The organism is Pseudalkalibacillus sp. Hm43, from assembly GCF_051842935.1.
In the GTDB taxonomy this organism is placed as follows: Bacteria; Bacillota; Bacilli; order Bacillales; family Fictibacillaceae; genus Pseudalkalibacillus.
Genome location: NZ_JBPXRR010000001.1, coordinates 1,041,671 through 1,060,657 on the forward strand (window position 1 = coordinate 1,041,671; position 18,987 = coordinate 1,060,657).

General features: G+C 43.8%; 23 protein-coding genes. All 23 read left to right on the forward strand.

Annotated elements, in window-relative coordinates; all coding sequences use genetic code 11:
• Positions 1-4: 4 nt before the first annotated feature.
• The 23 genes from fliG (at position 5) to ACSVDE_RS05645 (ending at position 18,976) form a co-directional block, all read left to right on the forward strand.
• Positions 5-1,018, forward strand: coding sequence for a flagellar motor switch protein FliG (gene fliG / locus ACSVDE_RS05535; protein WP_439299946.1), 1,014 nt, complete (start codon positions 5-7; stop codon positions 1,016-1,018).
• Positions 1,011-1,814, forward strand: a complete 804-nt coding sequence (gene fliH, locus ACSVDE_RS05540; RefSeq protein ID WP_439299947.1) for a flagellar assembly protein FliH — start codon at positions 1,011-1,013, stop codon at positions 1,812-1,814. Before fliG ends, fliH begins: the two co-directional genes overlap by 8 nt.
• Entirely contained in the window at positions 1,783-3,096 is a 1,314-nt protein-coding gene (gene fliI, locus ACSVDE_RS05545; protein WP_439299948.1) for a flagellar protein export ATPase FliI, read from the forward strand. The genes fliH and fliI overlap by 32 nt, the downstream gene beginning before the upstream one ends.
• A 5-nt stretch (positions 3,097-3,101) precedes the next feature.
• A complete protein-coding gene (fliJ, locus tag ACSVDE_RS05550) occupies positions 3,102-3,548 on the forward strand; it encodes a flagellar export protein FliJ (protein ID WP_439299949.1) in 447 nt (148 codons plus the stop codon).
• A 5-nt stretch (positions 3,549-3,553) separates the two neighbouring features.
• On the forward strand, positions 3,554-4,114 hold the full coding sequence (locus ACSVDE_RS05555; protein ID WP_439299950.1) for a MotE family protein: 561 nt from the start codon (positions 3,554-3,556) through the stop codon (positions 4,112-4,114).
• Between the two features lie 30 nt (positions 4,115-4,144).
• The gene (locus ACSVDE_RS05560) at positions 4,145-5,404 is read left to right on the forward strand and encodes a flagellar hook-length control protein FliK (protein WP_439299951.1); all 1,260 of its coding nucleotides are present in this window, start codon (positions 4,145-4,147) and stop codon (positions 5,402-5,404) included.
• A 6-nt stretch (positions 5,405-5,410) separates the two neighbouring features.
• Positions 5,411-5,836 carry a flagellar hook assembly protein FlgD gene (gene flgD, locus ACSVDE_RS05565; RefSeq protein ID WP_439299952.1) on the forward strand — a complete coding sequence of 142 codons (426 nt, stop codon included), beginning with the start codon at positions 5,411-5,413 and terminating at the stop codon, positions 5,834-5,836.
• 21 nt (positions 5,837-5,857) lie between these two features.
• Positions 5,858-6,235, forward strand: coding sequence for a TIGR02530 family flagellar biosynthesis protein (locus ACSVDE_RS05570; protein WP_439299953.1), 378 nt, complete (start codon positions 5,858-5,860; stop codon positions 6,233-6,235).
• Positions 6,236-6,313: 78 nt separating this feature from the next.
• Positions 6,314-7,102, forward strand: coding sequence for a flagellar basal body rod protein FlgG (gene flgG / locus ACSVDE_RS05575; RefSeq protein WP_439299954.1), 789 nt, complete (start codon positions 6,314-6,316; stop codon positions 7,100-7,102).
• A 43-nt stretch (positions 7,103-7,145) separates the two neighbouring features.
• The gene (locus tag ACSVDE_RS05580; protein ID WP_439299955.1) at positions 7,146-7,367 is read left to right on the forward strand and encodes a flagellar FlbD family protein; all 222 of its coding nucleotides are present in this window, start codon (positions 7,146-7,148) and stop codon (positions 7,365-7,367) included.
• Complete coding sequence (gene fliL, locus ACSVDE_RS05585; RefSeq protein ID WP_439299956.1) at positions 7,357-7,788, forward strand: flagellar basal body-associated protein FliL; 432 nt, start codon at positions 7,357-7,359, stop codon at positions 7,786-7,788. The genes ACSVDE_RS05580 and fliL overlap by 11 nt, the downstream gene beginning before the upstream one ends.
• Positions 7,789-7,819: 31 nt before the next feature.
• Positions 7,820-8,818 (forward strand): flagellar motor switch protein FliM, encoded by a 999-nt coding sequence (gene fliM, locus ACSVDE_RS05590; RefSeq protein WP_439301938.1) that lies wholly within the window; start codon positions 7,820-7,822, stop codon positions 8,816-8,818.
• Positions 8,811-9,968, forward strand: coding sequence for a flagellar motor switch phosphatase FliY (gene fliY / locus ACSVDE_RS05595; RefSeq protein WP_439299957.1), 1,158 nt, complete (start codon positions 8,811-8,813; stop codon positions 9,966-9,968). The genes fliM and fliY overlap by 8 nt, the downstream gene beginning before the upstream one ends.
• 17 nt (positions 9,969-9,985) lie before the next feature.
• On the forward strand, positions 9,986-10,351 hold the full coding sequence (locus ACSVDE_RS05600) for a response regulator (RefSeq protein WP_226550896.1): 366 nt from the start codon (positions 9,986-9,988) through the stop codon (positions 10,349-10,351).
• Between the two features lie 13 nt (positions 10,352-10,364).
• On the forward strand, positions 10,365-11,021 hold the full coding sequence (locus tag ACSVDE_RS05605) for a flagellar biosynthetic protein FliO (protein WP_439299958.1): 657 nt from the start codon (positions 10,365-10,367) through the stop codon (positions 11,019-11,021).
• Positions 11,014-11,688, forward strand: coding sequence for a flagellar type III secretion system pore protein FliP (gene fliP, locus ACSVDE_RS05610; RefSeq protein ID WP_439299959.1), 675 nt, complete (start codon positions 11,014-11,016; stop codon positions 11,686-11,688). The genes ACSVDE_RS05605 and fliP overlap by 8 nt, the downstream gene beginning before the upstream one ends.
• Before the next feature lie 27 nt (positions 11,689-11,715).
• On the forward strand, positions 11,716-11,988 hold the full coding sequence (gene fliQ / locus ACSVDE_RS05615) for a flagellar biosynthesis protein FliQ (protein ID WP_439299960.1): 273 nt from the start codon (positions 11,716-11,718) through the stop codon (positions 11,986-11,988).
• Positions 11,989-11,994: 6 nt separating this feature from the next.
• Positions 11,995-12,768, forward strand: coding sequence for a flagellar biosynthetic protein FliR (gene fliR, locus ACSVDE_RS05620; RefSeq protein ID WP_439299961.1), 774 nt, complete (start codon positions 11,995-11,997; stop codon positions 12,766-12,768).
• Between the two features lie 3 nt (positions 12,769-12,771).
• Complete coding sequence (gene flhB / locus ACSVDE_RS05625) at positions 12,772-13,854, forward strand: flagellar biosynthesis protein FlhB (protein ID WP_439299962.1); 1,083 nt, start codon at positions 12,772-12,774, stop codon at positions 13,852-13,854.
• A 35-nt stretch (positions 13,855-13,889) separates the two neighbouring features.
• On the forward strand, positions 13,890-15,923 hold the full coding sequence (gene flhA / locus ACSVDE_RS05630) for a flagellar biosynthesis protein FlhA (RefSeq protein WP_439299963.1): 2,034 nt from the start codon (positions 13,890-13,892) through the stop codon (positions 15,921-15,923).
• Positions 15,923-17,056, forward strand: coding sequence for a flagellar biosynthesis protein FlhF (flhF, locus tag ACSVDE_RS05635; protein ID WP_439299964.1), 1,134 nt, complete (start codon positions 15,923-15,925; stop codon positions 17,054-17,056). The genes flhA and flhF overlap by 1 nt, the downstream gene beginning before the upstream one ends.
• On the forward strand, positions 17,049-17,915 hold the full coding sequence (locus ACSVDE_RS05640; protein WP_439299965.1) for a MinD/ParA family protein: 867 nt from the start codon (positions 17,049-17,051) through the stop codon (positions 17,913-17,915). Before flhF ends, ACSVDE_RS05640 begins: the two co-directional genes overlap by 8 nt.
• The gene (locus ACSVDE_RS05645; RefSeq protein WP_439299966.1) at positions 17,912-18,976 is read left to right on the forward strand and encodes a protein-glutamate methylesterase/protein-glutamine glutaminase; all 1,065 of its coding nucleotides are present in this window, start codon (positions 17,912-17,914) and stop codon (positions 18,974-18,976) included. The genes ACSVDE_RS05640 and ACSVDE_RS05645 overlap by 4 nt, the downstream gene beginning before the upstream one ends.
• The last annotated feature ends 11 nt before the right edge of the window (positions 18,977-18,987 follow it).

Below are 18,987 nucleotides of genomic sequence, written 5' to 3' on the forward strand. Positions count from 1 at the left end.
ACCAGTGGCAAGGGGATTGCAAAAATTATCGGGAAGAGAAAAGGCTGCGGTCCTGTTAATCTCATTAGGACCTGACGTATCTGCACAGATTTACAAGCATTTAAGCGAAGAGGAAATTGAACGATTGACTTTAGAAATTTCGAATGTAAGAAAAATCGATTCTACAGTGAAAGAAGACATCATCGATGAATTCCATCAAATTGCATTAGCGCAAGAATACATCACTCAAGGTGGAATCGGATATGCCAAGACCGTCTTGGAAAAAGCACTCGGCTCGAATGAAGCTTCATCGATCATTCAACGGCTGACGTCGACTTTGCAGGTTCGTCCGTTTGATTTTGCCAGGAAAGCCGATCCAGGCCAGATTTTGAACTTTATCCAGAATGAACACCCGCAGACGATTGCACTTGTATTATCATATTTGGATTCAACCCAGTCTGCACAAATACTTTCAGAGCTACCTCAAGAAGTTCAAGCAGATGTCGCCAAAAGGATTGCATTAATGGATCGGACATCACCCGAAGTCATTACGGAAATTGAGCAGATTCTAGAGCAAAAACTTTCAACGACTGTTACCCAGGACTTCACATCAGCTGGTGGTATCGAAGCAGTTGTAGAAGTACTAAACGGAGTAGATCGAAGCACCGAGCGTACGATACTGGATGCACTGGAAGTACAAGATCCAGACCTGGCAGAAGAGATCAAGAAGAGGATGTTCGTATTTGAAGACATCGTCACGTTGGATAGCCGTTCCATTCAACGTGTCATCCGAGAACTTCCGAACGAAGATCTATTACTCTCACTGAAAGCTGCAAGCGAAGAAGTGAAAGAAATCGTATTCCAGAACATGTCGAAACGGATGGTCGAAAACTTCCAAGAAGAAATGGAGTACATGGGCCCTGTCCGATTGAGAGATGTAGAAGAAGCACAATCAAGAATCGTTTCGATCATCCGAAGATTGGAAGAAGCTGGAGAAGTGGTCATTGCACGTGGTGGAGGAGACGATATCATTGTCTAGAGTCATCAAATTTTCTCCTGTAATCCAGAACAGTGATACAAAGCCTGTTGAAATTAAACGACTGAGTGCGTTCCAATCCAAGGAATCCTCTGCAGAGCAGTCCAATCATGAATCCAATTTGAGAGATAAGGCTGAGCATGATGCAGAAAAGCTTTTGACAGAAGCAAGACAAGAAGCAGAGCGGCTCGTCTCAGAAGCTCAAAATGAGATAAATCAGAAGTTGGAAGAACTTGCACAAAAAGAAGCTGACCTGCAGTCCTATATCTCGAAAGCCGAACAAGAGGCAGCTGAAAAAGGGTATCAAGAAGGTTATGAGCAAGGGCAGAAAAATGGAGAAGAAGAATACCGTTCTCTGATCGCAGAAGCGAATCGAATTCTTGCCAGTGCACAATCCCATCATCATCAGAAGATGATGGAATGTGAACCGGAGTTGATTGAACTGAGTGTTTCCGTTGCAGGAAAGATCATCGGCGAAAATCTGGATTTCGAGGACAAATGGAAGACATTCATCAGTGAAGCGTTGAATCAGGTGAAACAAGAAGAGGATATTAAATTGTTCGTCCCGCCCAAACACTACACTTCATCAGTGGAGTTGGCTAAAAACCTATCATCCATCTTCAACACAGAAATCATCGTTTACCCGGATGATTCAAAAACGGATCTTGGTTGTGTCATTGAAACGAAGTACGGACAAATCGACGCTTCAATTGATAGTCAGCTAGAAGAACTGAAGGAAAAATTATTAGAGCTTGTAGGTGAACATAATGAACATCACTCGGGTTCTGGAGTCACTTGATAAAATCGATCCTTACAAACGGTATGGAAAAGTCAATCGTGTAATCGGTCTTATGATTGAATCGAAAGGACCTAGAACTTCCATTGGAGATGTTTGTTATATCCATACCGGCGAAGGACTGAATAAACGGATTCCGGCAGAAGTGGTCGGATTTCGGGAAGAGAATGTTTTGTTGATGCCTTTCACTTCCATTCAGGAAATTTCACCAGGGAGTCTGGTGGAAGCGACAGGAAAACCTTTGCAGATCAAAGCAGGTGAAGCATTAATCGGTAAAGTGCTCGATGGACTGGGGAAGCCGCTAGATGGTGATTCCTTACCCTTCGGTCTGTCATCGCGGTTGACCGATACGCCGCCACCGAATCCGATGCACCGACCGAGGATATCCCAACAGATCAGTTGTGGAGTAAGAGCGATCGATAGCTTCCTGTCCATTGGAAATGGTCAACGTGTCGGTATTTTTGCTGGTAGTGGGGTTGGGAAAAGTACACTTCTAGGGATGATTGCTCGACAATCAAGTGCCGATGTGAACATCATCGCTTTAATCGGAGAACGTGGTCGAGAAGTAAGAGAGTTCGTTGAACATGATCTCGGTGAGGAAGGATTGAAAAAGTCCATCGTGGTCGCTGCGACATCTGACCAACCAGCTTTGCTACGGATTAAAGGAGCACTCACTGCTACAACACTTGCAGAATACTTCCGCGATCAAGGTAAGAACGTCATGCTCATGATGGATTCTGTCACCCGGGTTGCTATGGCTCAAAGGGAAATCGGTCTTGCCGTCGGAGAACCACCGGCAACGAAAGGGTATACCCCATCCGTATTCGCTTCACTCCCTAAGCTGTTGGAACGTTCAGGAACGAGTATGAGTGGTAGTATTACCGCATTTTACACAGTTCTTGTGGATGGTGATGACTTGAATGAACCTATTGCGGACACCGTTCGAGGAATACTGGATGGACACATCGTGTTAGATCGGAACTTAGCGAACAAAGGCCATTTTCCTTCCATCAACGTTTTGAAAAGCGTCAGTCGAGTGATGAACAATATCGCAACTCCTGAGCATATTGCATACGCATCAAAAGGCCGGGAATTATTATCGGCTTATGCAGAGTCTGAAGACCTCATTTCCATCGGTGCCTACAAAACCGGGACCTCTAAGAAAGTGGATGAGGCAATCGCTTATCAGCCGAAAATCATGGAATACCTTCGACAAGAGACGTATGAAGATGTAACAGCTGCTCAATCCGCTGAAGAACTGGCAAGACTTTTTCATGAGAGGTGAAAATCGTGAGTTTTCAATTTAGGATGGATCAAGTACTAGACTATAAACATCATGAAAAAGAACGTACACACAAGGAGTATATGGAAAGCCAAACAATCTTCGAAGAAGTCGGCTACGAATTGTATGGCCTTCTGAAGAAAAAGGAAGTTTTAATAGAAGAGCAATCTCAAAGGATCCAGCATGGAGAGCAAGTGAGGAACATTCAACAGATCAATTACTTTATCGATCGATTGGATGGACAAGTGAAACTTCTTCAGATGAAATTACAACAAGCTAGAGACACCATGAATCAAACCCATGAGCGATTGGTGAATCAGACCATCGATGTAAAGAAATATGAAAAGTTGAAGGAAAAACAGTTTGATCGGTATCAAGAATATGTAAAGTCAGAAGAGATGAAGATCACCGATGAACTTGCAGTTTTACGACATACGACAAATGGAATCAGGTGAGGTCATTGGAGAAGAAACCGAATAAAGCCTTATGGTTTTTACTAGTTATCGTCATTCCGCTCTTATTCGCAGCTTCCTTGTCTGTCATCATTTTCTCTCTGATGGGCGTGAACTTGATTGAAAAAGGGAAAAACTATGCCGCTAACGTCCCCGTCATTTCAGAGTGGGTTGAACCTACGGATGTGAAAAAGCGCTCGACAGAAGAGATGATGTTGACTTTGGAAAGTCAAGTGAAGACCTTACAAGCGGAAAATGAGAAAGCGGAAGCTGAAGTTTTGCAACAGGAGGAAGTCATCAAGCAACAACAATCCGACATTGCTCGATTAAAGAACCAATTGCAAGATAAAGAGTCTGAACAAGCCGACCAGAAGAGTTCATTAGATCGACTTTCAGAAGTATACAGCACGATGCCTGCAGGAAATGCTGCTCAGATTTTTGAAACAATGGATCAATCGGAAGCTGCTATCATCCTGACGAACCTTGAGACAGATGCACAAGCTGCCATCTTAGCTGAAATGGATCCTGCTACAGCCGCTGAACTGACGAAATTACTAACGAATGGATAATTCATATGAATTGAAAGGGGGTGAACACGAATGACATCGATCCCTACGATGATGATGCAATCCACGGTCATGAATGGTAATACAGCTACACAATCGAAACATTCAGGAGCAAAAAGCGATACATTCAAAGGAATGATTGCTTCCCAAATGACCCATGGTACGGCATCCGGAACATCTAATGTAAGCATTGATCAGTTGATGACCTTGCTTGAGGATTTTAAGCGTTCTTTCAATGCAGAAAATGGAACAGACCTGACATTGGAAGAAATCGTGGACCATCTTCAAAATGAACTGGAATCACTAGGCTTTGGTAACTTCCAATCTCTCTTGAAAGAGGTGGATCGGACATTGCCGATTACCGTTCCTTCCAAATCAAATATGAGTGGTAGTGGGTTTCTTTTACAAGTTCAGGGTGGAACGAATGCTTCAGCTGGTAAGACCGATTCCGCTGCTCAGCAATCCAAGATTTCACACCTCGTGGATTTGTTGAAGTCGTCTGGTACAGCCGAAAGCACACTCCATGAATTCGTCAAATTTATGAGCAAAACAGACACTGGTAAATATCTACCCCAACTTACCAATTTAAAACATTTGTTGAATCAGGTTCAGAACCAGCTTCAACAAACCCAATCTGGGGATAAGAGGACGTCATTGTCAAATCAATTGGGAACACTGCAAAACAAGCATCATGCACTCATACATACATATCAATCAGCATCCCAAAAGGCTAACGAACAGACAAATGGCAACAAACCTATCAAAGGATTGACGATAGAAGCTCCGCAAATACTTGGATTATCTTCATCTCCAAATCTGATGAGTAAAGTAGAACAATATGTTCTTCATGCTCCTCAAGAACAAGAATCACCGGCGCGATTTCTCAATGAAATGGCAAAAATGATGAATCGCGGAAGACTCATGAGCCTACCGAACGGGAACACGCAATTATCCATAAAATTATTCCCTGAGAACCTTGGGGCCTTAGACATCCAAATCGTCCAACGGAATGGTGAAATTGCAGCAAAGATCATCGCTTCTACAGCACAGGCAAAAGAGTTGATCGAGACGAACCTGAATCAACTTAGGCATGTACTCCAGGGGCAGAACATTACAGTCAACCAAATTGAGGTCAGCAACCATGTGCCCGATTGGATGAATGATGAACGCGAAAAGCAGAATTCAGAGAATCCTTTTGGAAGAGAACAAAAAAATGAGAATGAAGACGAAGAGAACGGACCTCAAACTTTCCAGCAATGGATGGAAGAATTAGAGGTTGAAGGGGAGGTTTAATCCAGAATGGACAATAAGATTCAACAAAGTCTATTCTTACCAGATCAACAGATCAGGAAGACCGGCAGTTCAAATTTGGGGAAAGATGACTTTTTGAAGATATTGGTCGCTCAACTAGCCAATCAAGATCCATTGAAGCCGATGGAAGATCGGGAATTCATCTCTCAGATGGCGAACTTCTCAAGTCTTGAGCAGATGGTGAACATGAACCAGACATTGAACAGTTGGGTTGCCCACCAAAATAATGGCCAACTTCTCCAATACAGTGAATTGATCGGGAAAAAAGTGACTTGGATGGACTCAGGTGAAGATGGAAACGAAACGCATACAGGAACAGTCGCTAAAATTCACTTTGAACAAGGGGAAACGACGATCGAGTTGGAGGATGGAACGAAAGTGACACCAGCTCAAGTAACGACACTTTCTGCGTAAATTAAATATCGAGGTGGTCAAATGCAACGAATCTATCAAACTCCGATCACTTCAGCTATACCGCCAAACAGCAAAGTGGTCAAACATGATCAGAAATCAAATACCAATTTCAAGGAAGTTCTAAGAAACCAGGTACACAATCAAGAACTCAGAGTTTCAAAACATGCAAATTCCCGTTTAGCAGAACGAAACATCACGATCGATCAGATGACTTGGGACAGAATCAATGAGAAGTTGTCTGAGGCAAAGCAGAAAGGGATCAAGGATTCATTGGTTCTTGTGGGAGATGCAGCACTTGTTGTCAATGCGGACAACCATACAGTCATCACTGCAATGAACCGGCATGAAGCTTCAGAACATATTTTTACGAACATTAATGGCGCAATCGTAATGAATTAAGAGCTGGACCTATTAGGGGGCTCGTACTTCTGCCGAATGACAGAGGCAGGACTTAAAATTGAGAGGGGAAATGATGTAATGCTTCGATCCATGTATTCAGGTATTAGTGGGATGAAAAACTTTCAATCCAAATTGGATGTTTTAGGGAATAACATCGCAAACGTCAACACATACGGATTCAAAAAAGGGAGAACGACATTCAAGGATCTCGTCTCCCAGCAAATTTCCGGAGCAAGTGCACCTAATGCAAACCGCGGGGGTGTGAATCCAAAGCAAGTCGGTCTTGGATCACAGTTATCGACGATCGATACCATCCATACGCAAGGAAGCTTGCAGACTACAGGAAGACCGCTTGACCTTTCCATTTCAGGAGATGGCTACTTCGTCGTTTCAGACGGTCCGAATGATTTCTACACAAGAGCAGGTAACTTCTACTTAGACCAAGGCGGTACACTTGTAAACGCTGACGGATTAAGAGTTCAAGGTGCAGGTGGTGACATTACTATTCCGACCGATGCTGAAAGTTTTAGTATCGGGAACGATGGTACCGTGAATTACATTGATAATGCTGGAAATGTCGTTTCGGCTGGCCAAATCAGCATCTCTAAATTTGCGAACAACGGTGGACTTGAAAAAGCAGGTAGCAACCTATATCAAGAAACAACTAACTCCGGAGCTGCAAATGTAGTGACTGCAGGGACTGCTGGAGCGGGTGAAATCGTAGCGGGTACATTGGAAATGTCCAATGTCGATCTATCTGAGGAATTCACAGAGATGATCGTTGCCCAGCGTGGTTTTCAGGCCAATACAAGAATCATTACGACTTCAGATGAAATTCTCCAGGAACTAGTCAATCTAAAGAGATAAAGTGAGGTGACCGGGGCTGGATAAGTCCAGCCCCACCTACATTATGATTGAACTTACAAAGTTGAATGGGCAGAAGTTCACACTAAATGCAATCTATATCGAGCAGGTCCAGGCGTTCCCGGATACGACGATCACTCTCACAAATGGAAGGAAGTTCTTAGTCAGAGATTCCGTCAACGAAGTCCAGGAAGCGGTGAAAGAGTTTTACAAACAGATCTCAATCATCGGCTTGCCGATACAAAAGGGGGATGACGATGAAAGGTAGCCTCGTCAAAACGATGCTGGTCATGCTATCTGCTATTACAGTTTTAGCGATTGCCGGCGTAGTCCTATACATAAATCTTTCTGGAGATGACAAAAAAGCTTCAGGGAAATTATCAGCCGATGAACTGGTGGAATTATCTGTAACGACAGAAGAAATCATGACGAATCTTTCAGATGAAGGTTTTGCAAAAGTGACCTTCCGAATCCAGGTGGATAATCAGAAAGCCAAAAAGGAACTGGAGACGAGGATGTTTCAGATCCGCAATTCGATCATCTATCAATTATCAGGTACACAGGCAGAAGATCTGAAGGGTCCAGAAGGAATTGACAAACTCGAGCAAGATTTACAAAAGACCATCAATGGATTTTTGGAAAACGGAAAAGTCGTCAGGGTCTTCACAACCGAGAAAATCGTACAATAACTCCATGACTTGATGCAGAAAAGAGGTGAGGCTGTTGGCTGAAGTATTATCTCAGAACGAAATCGATGCGCTGTTATCCGCACTTTCCACCGGAGAGATGGATGCGGAAGAATTAAAGAAAGAAGAAGCTGAAAAGAAAGTCAAAGTCTATGATTTCAAAAGGGCTTTGCGGTTTTCAAAGGATCAGGTAAGGAGTCTTACCCGGATCCATGAGAATTATGCGAGACTGCTAACCACTTTCTTCTCAGCACAATTACGTACATATGTACAGATTTCTGTCGCTTCTGTCGATCAGATTCCATATGAAGAGTTCATCCGCTCGATACCGAAGATGACCATTCTCAACCTATTTGAAGCCCCGCCTCTTGAAGGGCGGTTGCTGATCGAAGTCAATCCGAACATCGCATATGCCATGCTCGATCGTACCCTGGGTGGACAGGGAGCAGGCATGAATAAGATTGATAGTTTGACAGAGATCGAAACGAAAATCATGAACCAACTGTTTGAAAAAGCGTTAGATAGCTTCGGTGAAGCATGGTCGACGATTGTCGATGTGGAACCAGAAATGGTTGATTTCGAAGTAAATCCGCAATTCCTTCAGATGGTTTCACCAAACGAGACCGTTGTTGTCATTTCTTTCACGACAACGATCGGAGAGACAAGCGGAATGATCAATATTTGTTTACCGCATGTCGTATTGGAACCAATCATCCCAAAACTCTCTGTCCATCATTGGATGCAGAAGAAGCAAAGGGATAAGCTGCCAGAAGAAGTTGAAAAGCTTGAGAGACGTGTCAAGAATGCGATGCTTCCTCTTACAGCTGAATTAGGTCGCTGTGCCATTTCCGTACAGGAATTCTTGTCACTGGCAACCAACGATGTCCTGGAGTTGGATCAAAAAATATCCGCTCCATTGAATATTAATGTCCAGGGAAAGAACAAATTCATTGGACAACCAGGTAAAGTGAAAAACCAGATGGCCGTTCAAATCATAGATGTTTATAAAAAGGAGGAATTTGACGATGAGTGATGACATGCTCTCCCAAGAAGAAATCGATGCTCTATTGAATGGAGGCGGTGATGATTCTTCAGATTCCAGTGAAGAAGAAGAGCTGACCGTCATCGAAAAAGATGCGATCGGCGAAATCGGGAACATTTCTTTCGGTAGTGCTGCGACTGCATTATCAACTCTATTGAATCAAAAAGTGGAAATCACGACACCAAGCGTGACGGTCGTTCGTAAATCCGAACTTATTGATGAATTTCCGAAGCCACATGTAGCTGTCAATGTCAGTTATACTGAAGGCTTTGATGGATCCAATCTACTTGTCATCAAGACCACTGATGCACAGATCATAGCAGACTTGATGCTTGGAGGGGATGGGACGAATCCGCACGGAGAGCTTGGAGAACTTCACTTGAGCGCCGTTCAGGAAGCGATGAACCAGATGATGGGGTCAGCATCGACGTCGATGTCTACAGTCTTTAACAAAAGGGTCGACATTTCACCTCCGAGTATTGATTTGATGGACATCAACTCAGATGAAGGCACAGATAACATCCCGGACTCAGAATTGCTCGTCCAAGTGTCCTTCAAATTGAAGGTGGGAGATTTGATCGATTCGAGGATCATGCAATTGGTACCTCTGTATTTCGGTAAAGATCTTGTCGATCAATTGATGAATCCAGAACCGATGCAAAATCCGGAAGAGGAAATGAGTTATGAGGAACCTCCTCAACAATCTGCTCCTCAACCTCAACATGTCAGTGAACCAGCTGCCGAACGTCCTGCACAACAACCGACGCCTCAGCCTGCACCTCAGCCGAGAGCGGAACCTTCTTATCAAAATAGAAGACAGGAAAATGTCCATCCCGCTGCGTTTACGGACTTTTCACAACAAGAGCCTGTAACAGTGGATCAGCGCAATTTGGACATGTTGTTGGACATTCCATTACAGGTGACGGTGGAGCTCGGACGGACGAAACGATCCGTGAAGGACATCCTCGAGTTGTCGCAAGGGTCGATCATCGAGCTTGATAAACTGGCTGGGGAGCCGGTAGATATCCTGGTCAACCAGAAGCTTATCGCAAAAGGGGAAGTTGTCGTCATCGATGAGAACTTTGGTGTCAGAGTTACAGAAATCATCAGTCAAAGAGATCGCTTAGAGAAATTACAATAATCCTAGGGGGAATAAAAATGGCTAATCGAATTTTAATTGTGGATGATGCAGCATTTATGAGAATGATGATCAAGGATATTCTTAGTAAGAATGGCTTTGAAATTGTAGGTGAGGCTGCAGACGGCGCACAAGCAGTTGAATTATATAAAGAACATACGCCTGACCTTGTAACGATGGACATCACAATGCCAGAGATGGACGGAATCACTGCGTTGAAGGAAATTCGAGGCATGAATCCGGATGCGAAAGTCATCATGTGTTCAGCTATGGGGCAGCAAGCGATGGTCATCGATGCCATTCAAGCAGGTGCAAAGGACTTTATCGTTAAACCGTTCCAGGCGGATCGTGTTTTGGAAGCTATCAAGAAAACACTAGATGCATAAGTAGGTGCTATTTTTGAGTTGTAAACGAATTGTACGGGTCCTGTTAATCGTTATTGTACTTGGGTTAGGACCCGCTCCCATCCATGCGAACACACCACAGACTCCAACCGATTGTACAACGGTTGCAGATTGCATGAAAGAAGAGAACAATCAAGAACAGTCAGAGTCAAACAACGGGAGCGTGGAGACAGTCAATACGAATTCGAGTGTATCCTCTGTAGGTACGATGTTCAAAGTACTGTTCGCTCTTGCGTTTGTCGTGGCATTGTTGATTCTTGTGCTGAAGCTATTACATAAACGTACCCAAGTCGTCCAGCAAGGCAAAGGAATCCAAACACTCGGCGGTACGATGTTGGGAAATCACCGATCCGTCCAATTGGTGAAGGTTGGTAACCGGATTCTCGTCGTCGGAGTCGGTGATAACGTTGAACTGATCAAAGAGATCGAAGACCCGGACGAAATCGACTCACTATTACGGATGAATGAGTCCCCATCATCACCTGGAGACTCGATCAAAGGCTTGAATAGCTGGTTCAATGCTTTGAGGAACAACGATGCACAACAAGGCAAATCGAATTTCAGGAATATCCTTGATAAACAGTTAAGTGACTCCAAACAAAAGAGAAACTCGATTTTGGAAGCAATGAAGAAGGGGCATGACAATGATTGAAGTACCAGGTATCAGCAATGAGCTGTTCAACAATAGTCCAGAAAACGTAGCTACTACAGTTCGATTGTTAGTCCTGTTGACCGTCTTGTCATTAGCACCGGCGTTTCTTGTCCTGATGACCTCTTTCACAAGGATCATCATTGTTCTATCATTCGTCCGGAACGGATTGGCGACGCAACAAATGCCACCGAATCAGGTTCTTATCGGACTCGCACTCTTTTTGACTTTTTTCATCATGGGCCCTGTTTTATCAGATGTGAATGATCAAGCACTGACCCCTTTCTTAGAAGGTGAAATATCTCAGGAAGAAGCGATGGAACAAGCGAGCATACCTATGAAAGAGTTCATGGCAGAGCATACGAGGCAGAAAGACCTGGCATTGTTCATGAATTATACAGGAGAAGAACGACCTGAAAGCGTTCAGGACATTCCGCTCACTACACTCGTCCCTGCATTCGCCATAAGCGAATTGAAGACGGCATTCCAAATGGGCTTTATGATCTTCGTTCCGTTTCTGGTTATTGATATGGTGGTTGCCAGCGTGTTGATGGCGATGGGGATGATGATGTTGCCACCGGTCATGATTTCTTTACCGTTTAAAATCTTGTTATTCGTATTGGTCGATGGATGGTACTTGATTGTCCGTTCCCTATTAGAGAGTTATTAGATCATTTAAGAGAAGGTGCTGCTTTCCATGGATACACAATTCGTCATATCACTTGCAGAAAAAGGAGTCTATACGACTCTGTTGATTAGTGGACCACTTCTGATCTTAGCTCTCGCGGTCGGTTTGTTCGTCAGTATCTTTCAGGCGACGACGCAGATCCAGGAACAAACGCTTGCATTCATTCCGAAAATCGCAGCAGTGCTTGTATCACTCATCTTTTTCGGTCCATGGATGTTGACCCAGATGATCACATTTACGCATGATCTATACAGCAATATCAACCAATATATAGGATTGTAATCGTATATGGAATTTGTAAACATGCTTCCAGCTTTCTTGCTTGTATTGGTCAGGGTCACCGGCTTCATGGCAACAGTACCGATTTTTTCATACCGCAACATCCCGGTGATTCATAAAATCGGACTTTCTGTCGCGTTATCATTCATTATTGTTACAACAATCCAAAGTCCGCTCATTGCACTCAATGGAGAGTATTTCCTGTTGTTGATCAAAGAGTTGATGGTTGGATTGAGCATCGGATTCATCGCCGCAATCCTACTGTATGCTTTACAAGTTGCAGGTGGATTCATCGATTTGCAGATGGGTTTTGCGATTGCCAACGTGTTCGATCCCCAGACTGGGATCCAATCACCGCTGATCGGGCGTTATTTATATATCTTCGCCATTCTTTTTCTGTTGAGCATTGATGCGCATCACATGATATTGAATGGGATTTATCAGAGTTATCAATTCGCTCCCATCGATGAATGGATCTTTATGTTCGGAGAGGGGAATGTGGCGAGGCTCGTTTCGGATACTGTAGTGACGATGTTTTACATCGCGTTCCAAATGGCCATACCGGTTGTCGGCTGTCTGTTTCTAGTCGATCTCGCACTCGGTATCGTTTCTAGGACCGTACCGCAAGTCAACGTATTTATCGTCGGTTTACCGTTGAAGATCTTTGTCAGTTTCTTTGTATTGTTGCTTGTCATTCCGATCATGTTCCAAATGATCGAAGCTTTATCGATCGATATGCTCGAAACGATGAGAAAAATGATGAAATTGTTAGGTGGTCAATAGCCTATGTCCTATCGTTCGCTTGATTTACAGTACTTCTCTCAGGAAAAGACGGAAAAAGCAACCCCGAAAAAGCGGCAAGACAGCCGTAAAAAAGGTCAGGTTGCCAAGTCGAGCGATGTGAATACTGCCATTATCTTATTAATCGTATTTTTATTTTTATGGCTTATTGGTCCCTTCATGTTGAACTCATTACTCGGCATTTTTCAGATGAGCTTCCGTGAATTCATACATTTCGATGTTACAACAGAAAACATTCAGCAAGTCATGGCATCCTTAGCCTTTGAGGCAGCGAAGATCGTTGCCCCAGTACTCCTGGTCGCAATGGTGGCCGGAGTAGCTGCCAACTATCTGCAGGTCGGTGTCCTCTTTTCGACGGATCCGTTGAAACTGAAGCTAGAACGGATCAATCCGTTGAAAGGCGTCAAGAGAATCTATTCGATGAGGGCAATCGTAGAATTGCTTAAATCAATTCTGAAAATCTCTCTCGTCGGATTCGTGACGTTCGCCATCCTTTGGTTGAAAAGGGATGACGTACTCACCCTATCAAAAGGTACCGCTGAACATTCATTGACGGTCATCGGCACCCTGACGATCCAGATGGGGCTCGCAGCCTCCGTTCTGCTGATTTTCCTTGCTGTGTTGGACTACACATATCAGAAGTATGACTTTGAAAAGAGCATCAAAATGAGTAAACAAGATGTCAAAGATGAACATAAGAAATCCGAAGGGGATCCTTTGATCAAGTCAAAAATCAAAGAAAAGCAAAGACAGATGGCGATGCAGCGGATGATGCAAGAAGTTCCACAAGCGGATGTCGTCATCACGAACCCGACTCATTATGCGATTGCATTGAAATACGATGACGGAAAGATGGATGCACCCGTTGTAGTAGCGAAAGGTGTCGATTATGTCGCACTAAAGATCCGTGAAGTAGCGAAGCACCATCAAATTGAAACGGTCGAAAACCGTCCTCTTGCCCGTAGCCTTTATGACCAGACGGAAATTGGAGATACAGTACCAGAAACCTTATTCAAAGCCGTTGCAGAAGTACTCGCTTATGTCTATCGATTGAAGAAATTAGTTTAAGAGATTCATTGAAGAATTAGAAGGAGCGTACAACGATGAAGCCTAGAGATCTGACAGTCCTACTCAGTGTCATATTAATCATCACGATGTTGATCATACCGCTTCCGACGTGGATGCTCGATTTTCTTATCATCACGAATATATCCTTAGCTCTGCTGATCATCCTCATCGCGATGAATACGAATGAACCGTTGCAGTTTTCGATCTTTCCGTCGCTGTTGCTCCTTGTCACGCTCTTCAGACTTGGTCTGAATGTCTCGACAACGAGATCGATCCTGAGCCAAGCGAAGGCAGGTAATGTCATCGATACATTCGGGTCGTTCGTTGTGGCAGGGAATGTACTCGTCGGTTTTGTCGTTTTCGTCATACTGATCATCATACAATTCGTCGTCATCACCAAAGGGTCGGAACGTGTTTCTGAGGTTGCTGCAAGATTTACGCTAGATGCGATGCCAGGGAAACAGATGAGTATCGATGCGGACTTGAATGCCGGTTTGATTTCCGAAAGGGAAGCTCGTGAGCGTAGACAGAAGATTGAACAAGAAGCAGATTTCTACGGAGCGATGGACGGGGCAAGTAAGTTCGTAAAAGGAGACGCAATTGCCGGAATCATCATCGTCATCATCAATATGATTTTCGGAATCATCATCGGTATGGTCCAGCAAGGTATGCCACTGTCAGAAGCTTCTGGAACTTATACGTTGTTGACCGTAGGTGACGGACTAGTCAGCCAAATCCCAGCGTTGATCATCTCAACTGCAACAGGAATCATCGTAACGCGTGCAGCGTCTGATGGGAACCTTGGACAAGATATCTCGAAGCAATTGCTTGCCTATCCCGCCATGTTGTATGTTGCATCAGCAACCGTATTCCTTCTAGGACTTTTCACACCGATACACGATGGTTTCACAATTCCGATTGCATTATTGCTTGCTTTTGGAGGATTTCAGTTGAGTCGTGTCGAAAAACAACGAAAAGTATCTGAAGAAGAGGTTGAAGAAGAAGTTCAGACTGAAGAGTTCAAGAGTCCGGAAAGTGTCGTCAATCTCTTACAGGTAGACCCGATTGAATTCGAGTTCGGGTACAGCCTCATTCCTTTGGCCGATACGAGCCAAGGTGGAGACTTGCTCGATCGGATCGTCATGATTCGCCGTCAACTAGCTCTGGAACTCGGTCTTGTCGTTCCTGTCGTTAGGATCAGGGACAATATCCAGCTACAACCGAACGAATACCGAATCAAAATCAAAGGGAATGAAATCACAAGGGGAGAACTTCTCCTGGATCATTACTTGGCTATGTCTCCAGGTGTTGATGATGAAGAGATTGAAGGGATTGAGACGGTTGAACCAGCATTCGGTTTGCCAGCACTGTGGATTTCAGAAGATCTGAAAGAGCGTGCTGAGTTGTCTGGTTACACGGTAGTCGATCCACCATCTGTCGTATCGACCCATTTGACCGAAATCATCAAGAAGCATTCCCATGAATTGCTGGGAAGACAAGAAGTGAAGCAGCTAATCGAGCATTTGAAAGAATCGCATGCTGCCCTTGTTGAAGATGTCACTCCAGATCCATTGAACATCGGGGATATTCAAAAAGTGCTTTCCAAGCTATTGAAAGAAAATATCTCCATCAGAAATCTGCCGATCATTTTTGAAACACTTGCTGATTATGGACAAATGACGAAAGATACAGACCTACTTACAGAATACGTGCGTCAATCGTTGTCACGCCAAATTTCCAAGCAATTCGGAGATGAACAATCCAGTTTGAAAGTGATCACATTGGCGGGAACCGTTGAAAAACGCATTGCTGAATCTGTCCAGCAGACCGAGCATGGCAATTATCTCGCTATGGATCCGAATGATTCACAAGCGATCTTTGATTCGATTACGAATGAAATCAAAAGAGTGAAAGAAGTCAGTCCGATGACGGTTCTATTATGTTCACCGGCCGTCAGGATGTATGTTCGACAGTTGATAGAACGATATCTACCTGACGTCACTGTGTTGTCCTACAATGAGTTGGAACCTGATCTGGAAGTACAAAGCATAGGGGTGGTGAATGTCTGATGAAAGTGAAAAAGTATATAGCACCGACTATGCCCGAAGTGATGAAGAAGATTCGAAACGATCTTGGTAAAGATGCAGTCATTTTGAACTCTAAGGAAATCAGGACTGGAGGTTTTCTCGGTTTTTTCACAAAACCTTCCTTGGAGGTTGTGGCTGCTTTAGACCCTGAGCCGATCTATACGGACAAAAGCAAAGAAACCGAACAGTTCAAGATGCCGAATAGACCAACCAGTATTAAGAAGACTGAAACCAAAGAATTCAATCGTTCTGACTACGATGAAATGCAGAAACTGTTACGAAGTCTGGCAACGGAGAAAAGCCATTCGAGCCATCTTCCTCCAGAAATCGTAACCATCATGAACCACTTGGAGGAACAAGGTGTCCATCATGAACTGCGAGATCTCATTTCTAAACAGCTGTTGAAAAAATGGTATCAGGAAGATTCTGAACAGGAAGCAAATGATAAACTACTGGATTGGGTGAGGGAGATCGTGCTCTCCATTTTACCGGAAGAAGGATTTGGTGGTTTTCAATATGATAAGAAATTTTTGAATCTGATTGGACCTACTGGTGTGGGGAAAACGACTACCATAGCAAAAATCGCTGCAGATGCAGTCCTGAATAAAAAGAAGAGAGCTGCACTCATTACGACAGATACATACCGGATTGCGGCAATCGAGCAATTGAAGACCTACGCAGAGATCTTGAATATTCCTCTCGAGGTAGCTTACAACCATGAGGATTTCATTCAAGCGAAAGAAAAGTTCCGTGATTATGACGTCATACTCGTCGATTCCGCTGGACGTAATTTCAAGAACGCAAAATATGTAACTGACCTGGAACACATTTATCAATTCAATGAGGAAATGGAAAATTTCCTCGTACTTTCACTTACATCCAAGCATGCTGATATGGTGAAGATTGTAAGCCAATTTGAAAAAGTTCCAATTGATAAACTAGTGTTCACGAAGCAGGATGAAACGGAAACATACGGAGATATTTTGAATATCAGTCATCAAACTGGCATTGGTGTAGCGTACATCACAATTGGTCAAAATGTACCGGATGATATAAAAGAAGCGAGTCATCAACAAATCATAGACCTTGTCATCGGAGATGTCCAACATGCATGATCAAGCGGAAATGCTCCGAAAACGGTTGGGGGATGACAAGAAGCAAGCGAAAGTATGTGCAATCGCAAGCGGTAAAGGTGGCGTCGGAAAATCAAATGTAACGGTCAATCTTGCCATCTCGCTTGCACAGTCAGGCTCAAGGGTAATCGTGCTTGATCTCGATATCGGCATGGCGAACCTGGACATTTTGATGGGGGTCCATTCCAAAGCGAATATCGTCGACCTCGTAGAACAGGAACTTTCCATTATAGAGATCATAGAGAACGGTCCTGGAAAGATCGATTACATCGCAGGCGGTAACGGATTGAATAAACTGTTCCAATTGAATGAGCGCCAGTTTCAACATTTCACTGAGCAACTTCAAGTGATCCATGATCTTTATGATTATATCTTTCTTGATATGGGAGCAGGTGCTTCAAAGGATAGCTTGCAATTCATCACTGCTGCAGATGAGGTATTGCTTGTTACTACCCCCGAGCCCACAGCAATTACAGATGCATATGCGATGTTGAAATTCATTTTGAGGCAAGAGCCAATGACCAAAGTATCTGTCATCGTCAACCGAGTGGAGAATCCGAAGGAAGGAAGAGAAATCGGTAAGCGAATCCAACTGGCCGCGACGCAATTTTTACAGAAGGAAATCGAGGTGTTAGGTGTCCTGCCAGATGATGGTTTGGTTTTTAAAGCCGTGAAACAACAAATCCCTTACACGCTCCATTCACCTCATGCTCCTGTCTCCAGGGGAATGAAACAGTTGTCCGACGCCTACAAAAAAGGATCTGAAATGAAGGGGATGCAAGAGGAAGGGTTTCTACAACGATTTTCGCGATACTTTTTTAGAAAGCAGGGTGCCAAATGAACATGATAAAGGTGTTGGTTGTTGATGATTCCGCTTTCATGCGGAAAGTCATCTCAGATTTGCTATCCAGCGACCCATCTATAGAAGTTGTTGGTACTGCAAGAAATGGAGAAGATGCGTTAAACAAAATCTCGAAACTTTCTCCGGACGTTGTCACACTTGATGTAGAAATGCCGGTGATGGATGGGTTGACCACTTTGAAAAAAATCGTGGATCATTATTCGTTGCCAGTCATCATGGTCAGCAGTGTCACCAAATCTGGAGCGAAGCAAACGATTGAAGCCATGCAGAACGGTGCAGTGGACTTCATTTCAAAACCATCTGGATCCATTTCATTAGACATACATAGAATTCAAGGAGAATTGGTTGAAAAGGTCAAAATCGCAAGCCAGGCGAACTTACCGAAAGACTTTACTGAACAACCTCCTATCCAACCTGACCCCATCACACCGAAAGTACCATTGAAGTCAGGGGCAAAAGGCGAGAGGAAAAAACTGATTTCGATCGGAACTTCTACAGGTGGTCCGAAAGCACTTGTTGAGGTCATATCCAAACTTCCGAAAGAAATCAACGCTCCTGTGCTCATCGTGCAGCATATGCCGGAAGGGTTCACTAAATCATTGGCTGAGCGATTAAATAAATTATCTGAATTGAATGTAAAAGAAGCAGAAACAGGTGAACGGATCAAAGAAGGCTGTGTATATATCGCACCGGGAGGTCACCACCTGAAAGTGAAGAAAGATACAGAAGGCTTATATGTCCAGCTTGATGATGAAACACCGCCGACTAGAGGACACCGTCCCTCTGTAGATGAAATGTTCAATAGCCTGACACAGATCGAAGACTACGAAAAGATTGCCGTCATCATGACCGGGATGGGTTCAGACGGCACAAACGGTCTTTTATCTTTAAAGCAGGATGAATCGACGATTGCCATTGCTGAATCAGAAGAGACTTGTGTAGTGTTCGGAATGCCGAGGGCTGCCATCGCTACGACTAAAGTAGATGAAATCGTACCTGTAAACAGCATAGCTGAAAGAATCGTCCATTATTTAAAGTAGGGGGTTGTACA

Excerpts from the sequence above, each read along its gene's own strand:
- fliI (WP_439299948.1), top strand. The coding sequence starts at position 1,783 with ATGAACATCACTCGGGTTCTGGAGTCACTTGATAAAATCGATCCTTAC.
- ACSVDE_RS05560 (WP_439299951.1), top strand. The coding sequence starts at position 4,145 with ATGACATCGATCCCTACGATGATGATGCAATCCACGGTCATGAATGGT.
- flgD (WP_439299952.1), top strand. The coding sequence starts at position 5,411 with ATGGACAATAAGATTCAACAAAGTCTATTCTTACCAGATCAACAGATC.
- ACSVDE_RS05570 (WP_439299953.1), top strand. The coding sequence starts at position 5,858 with ATGCAACGAATCTATCAAACTCCGATCACTTCAGCTATACCGCCAAAC.
- flgG (WP_439299954.1), top strand. The coding sequence starts at position 6,314 with ATGCTTCGATCCATGTATTCAGGTATTAGTGGGATGAAAAACTTTCAA.
- ACSVDE_RS05580 (WP_439299955.1), top strand. The coding sequence starts at position 7,146 with ATGATTGAACTTACAAAGTTGAATGGGCAGAAGTTCACACTAAATGCA.
- fliL (WP_439299956.1), top strand. The coding sequence starts at position 7,357 with ATGAAAGGTAGCCTCGTCAAAACGATGCTGGTCATGCTATCTGCTATT.
- fliY (WP_439299957.1), top strand. The coding sequence starts at position 8,811 with ATGAGTGATGACATGCTCTCCCAAGAAGAAATCGATGCTCTATTGAAT.
- ACSVDE_RS05600 (WP_226550896.1), top strand. The coding sequence starts at position 9,986 with ATGGCTAATCGAATTTTAATTGTGGATGATGCAGCATTTATGAGAATG.
- fliP (WP_439299959.1), top strand. The coding sequence starts at position 11,014 with ATGATTGAAGTACCAGGTATCAGCAATGAGCTGTTCAACAATAGTCCA.
- fliQ (WP_439299960.1), top strand. The coding sequence starts at position 11,716 with ATGGATACACAATTCGTCATATCACTTGCAGAAAAAGGAGTCTATACG.
- fliR (WP_439299961.1), top strand. The coding sequence starts at position 11,995 with ATGGAATTTGTAAACATGCTTCCAGCTTTCTTGCTTGTATTGGTCAGG.
- flhB (WP_439299962.1), top strand. The coding sequence starts at position 12,772 with ATGTCCTATCGTTCGCTTGATTTACAGTACTTCTCTCAGGAAAAGACG.
- flhA (WP_439299963.1), top strand. The coding sequence starts at position 13,890 with ATGAAGCCTAGAGATCTGACAGTCCTACTCAGTGTCATATTAATCATC.
- flhF (WP_439299964.1), top strand. The coding sequence starts at position 15,923 with ATGAAAGTGAAAAAGTATATAGCACCGACTATGCCCGAAGTGATGAAG.
- ACSVDE_RS05640 (WP_439299965.1), top strand. The coding sequence starts at position 17,049 with ATGCATGATCAAGCGGAAATGCTCCGAAAACGGTTGGGGGATGACAAG.
- ACSVDE_RS05645 (WP_439299966.1), top strand. The coding sequence starts at position 17,912 with ATGAACATGATAAAGGTGTTGGTTGTTGATGATTCCGCTTTCATGCGG.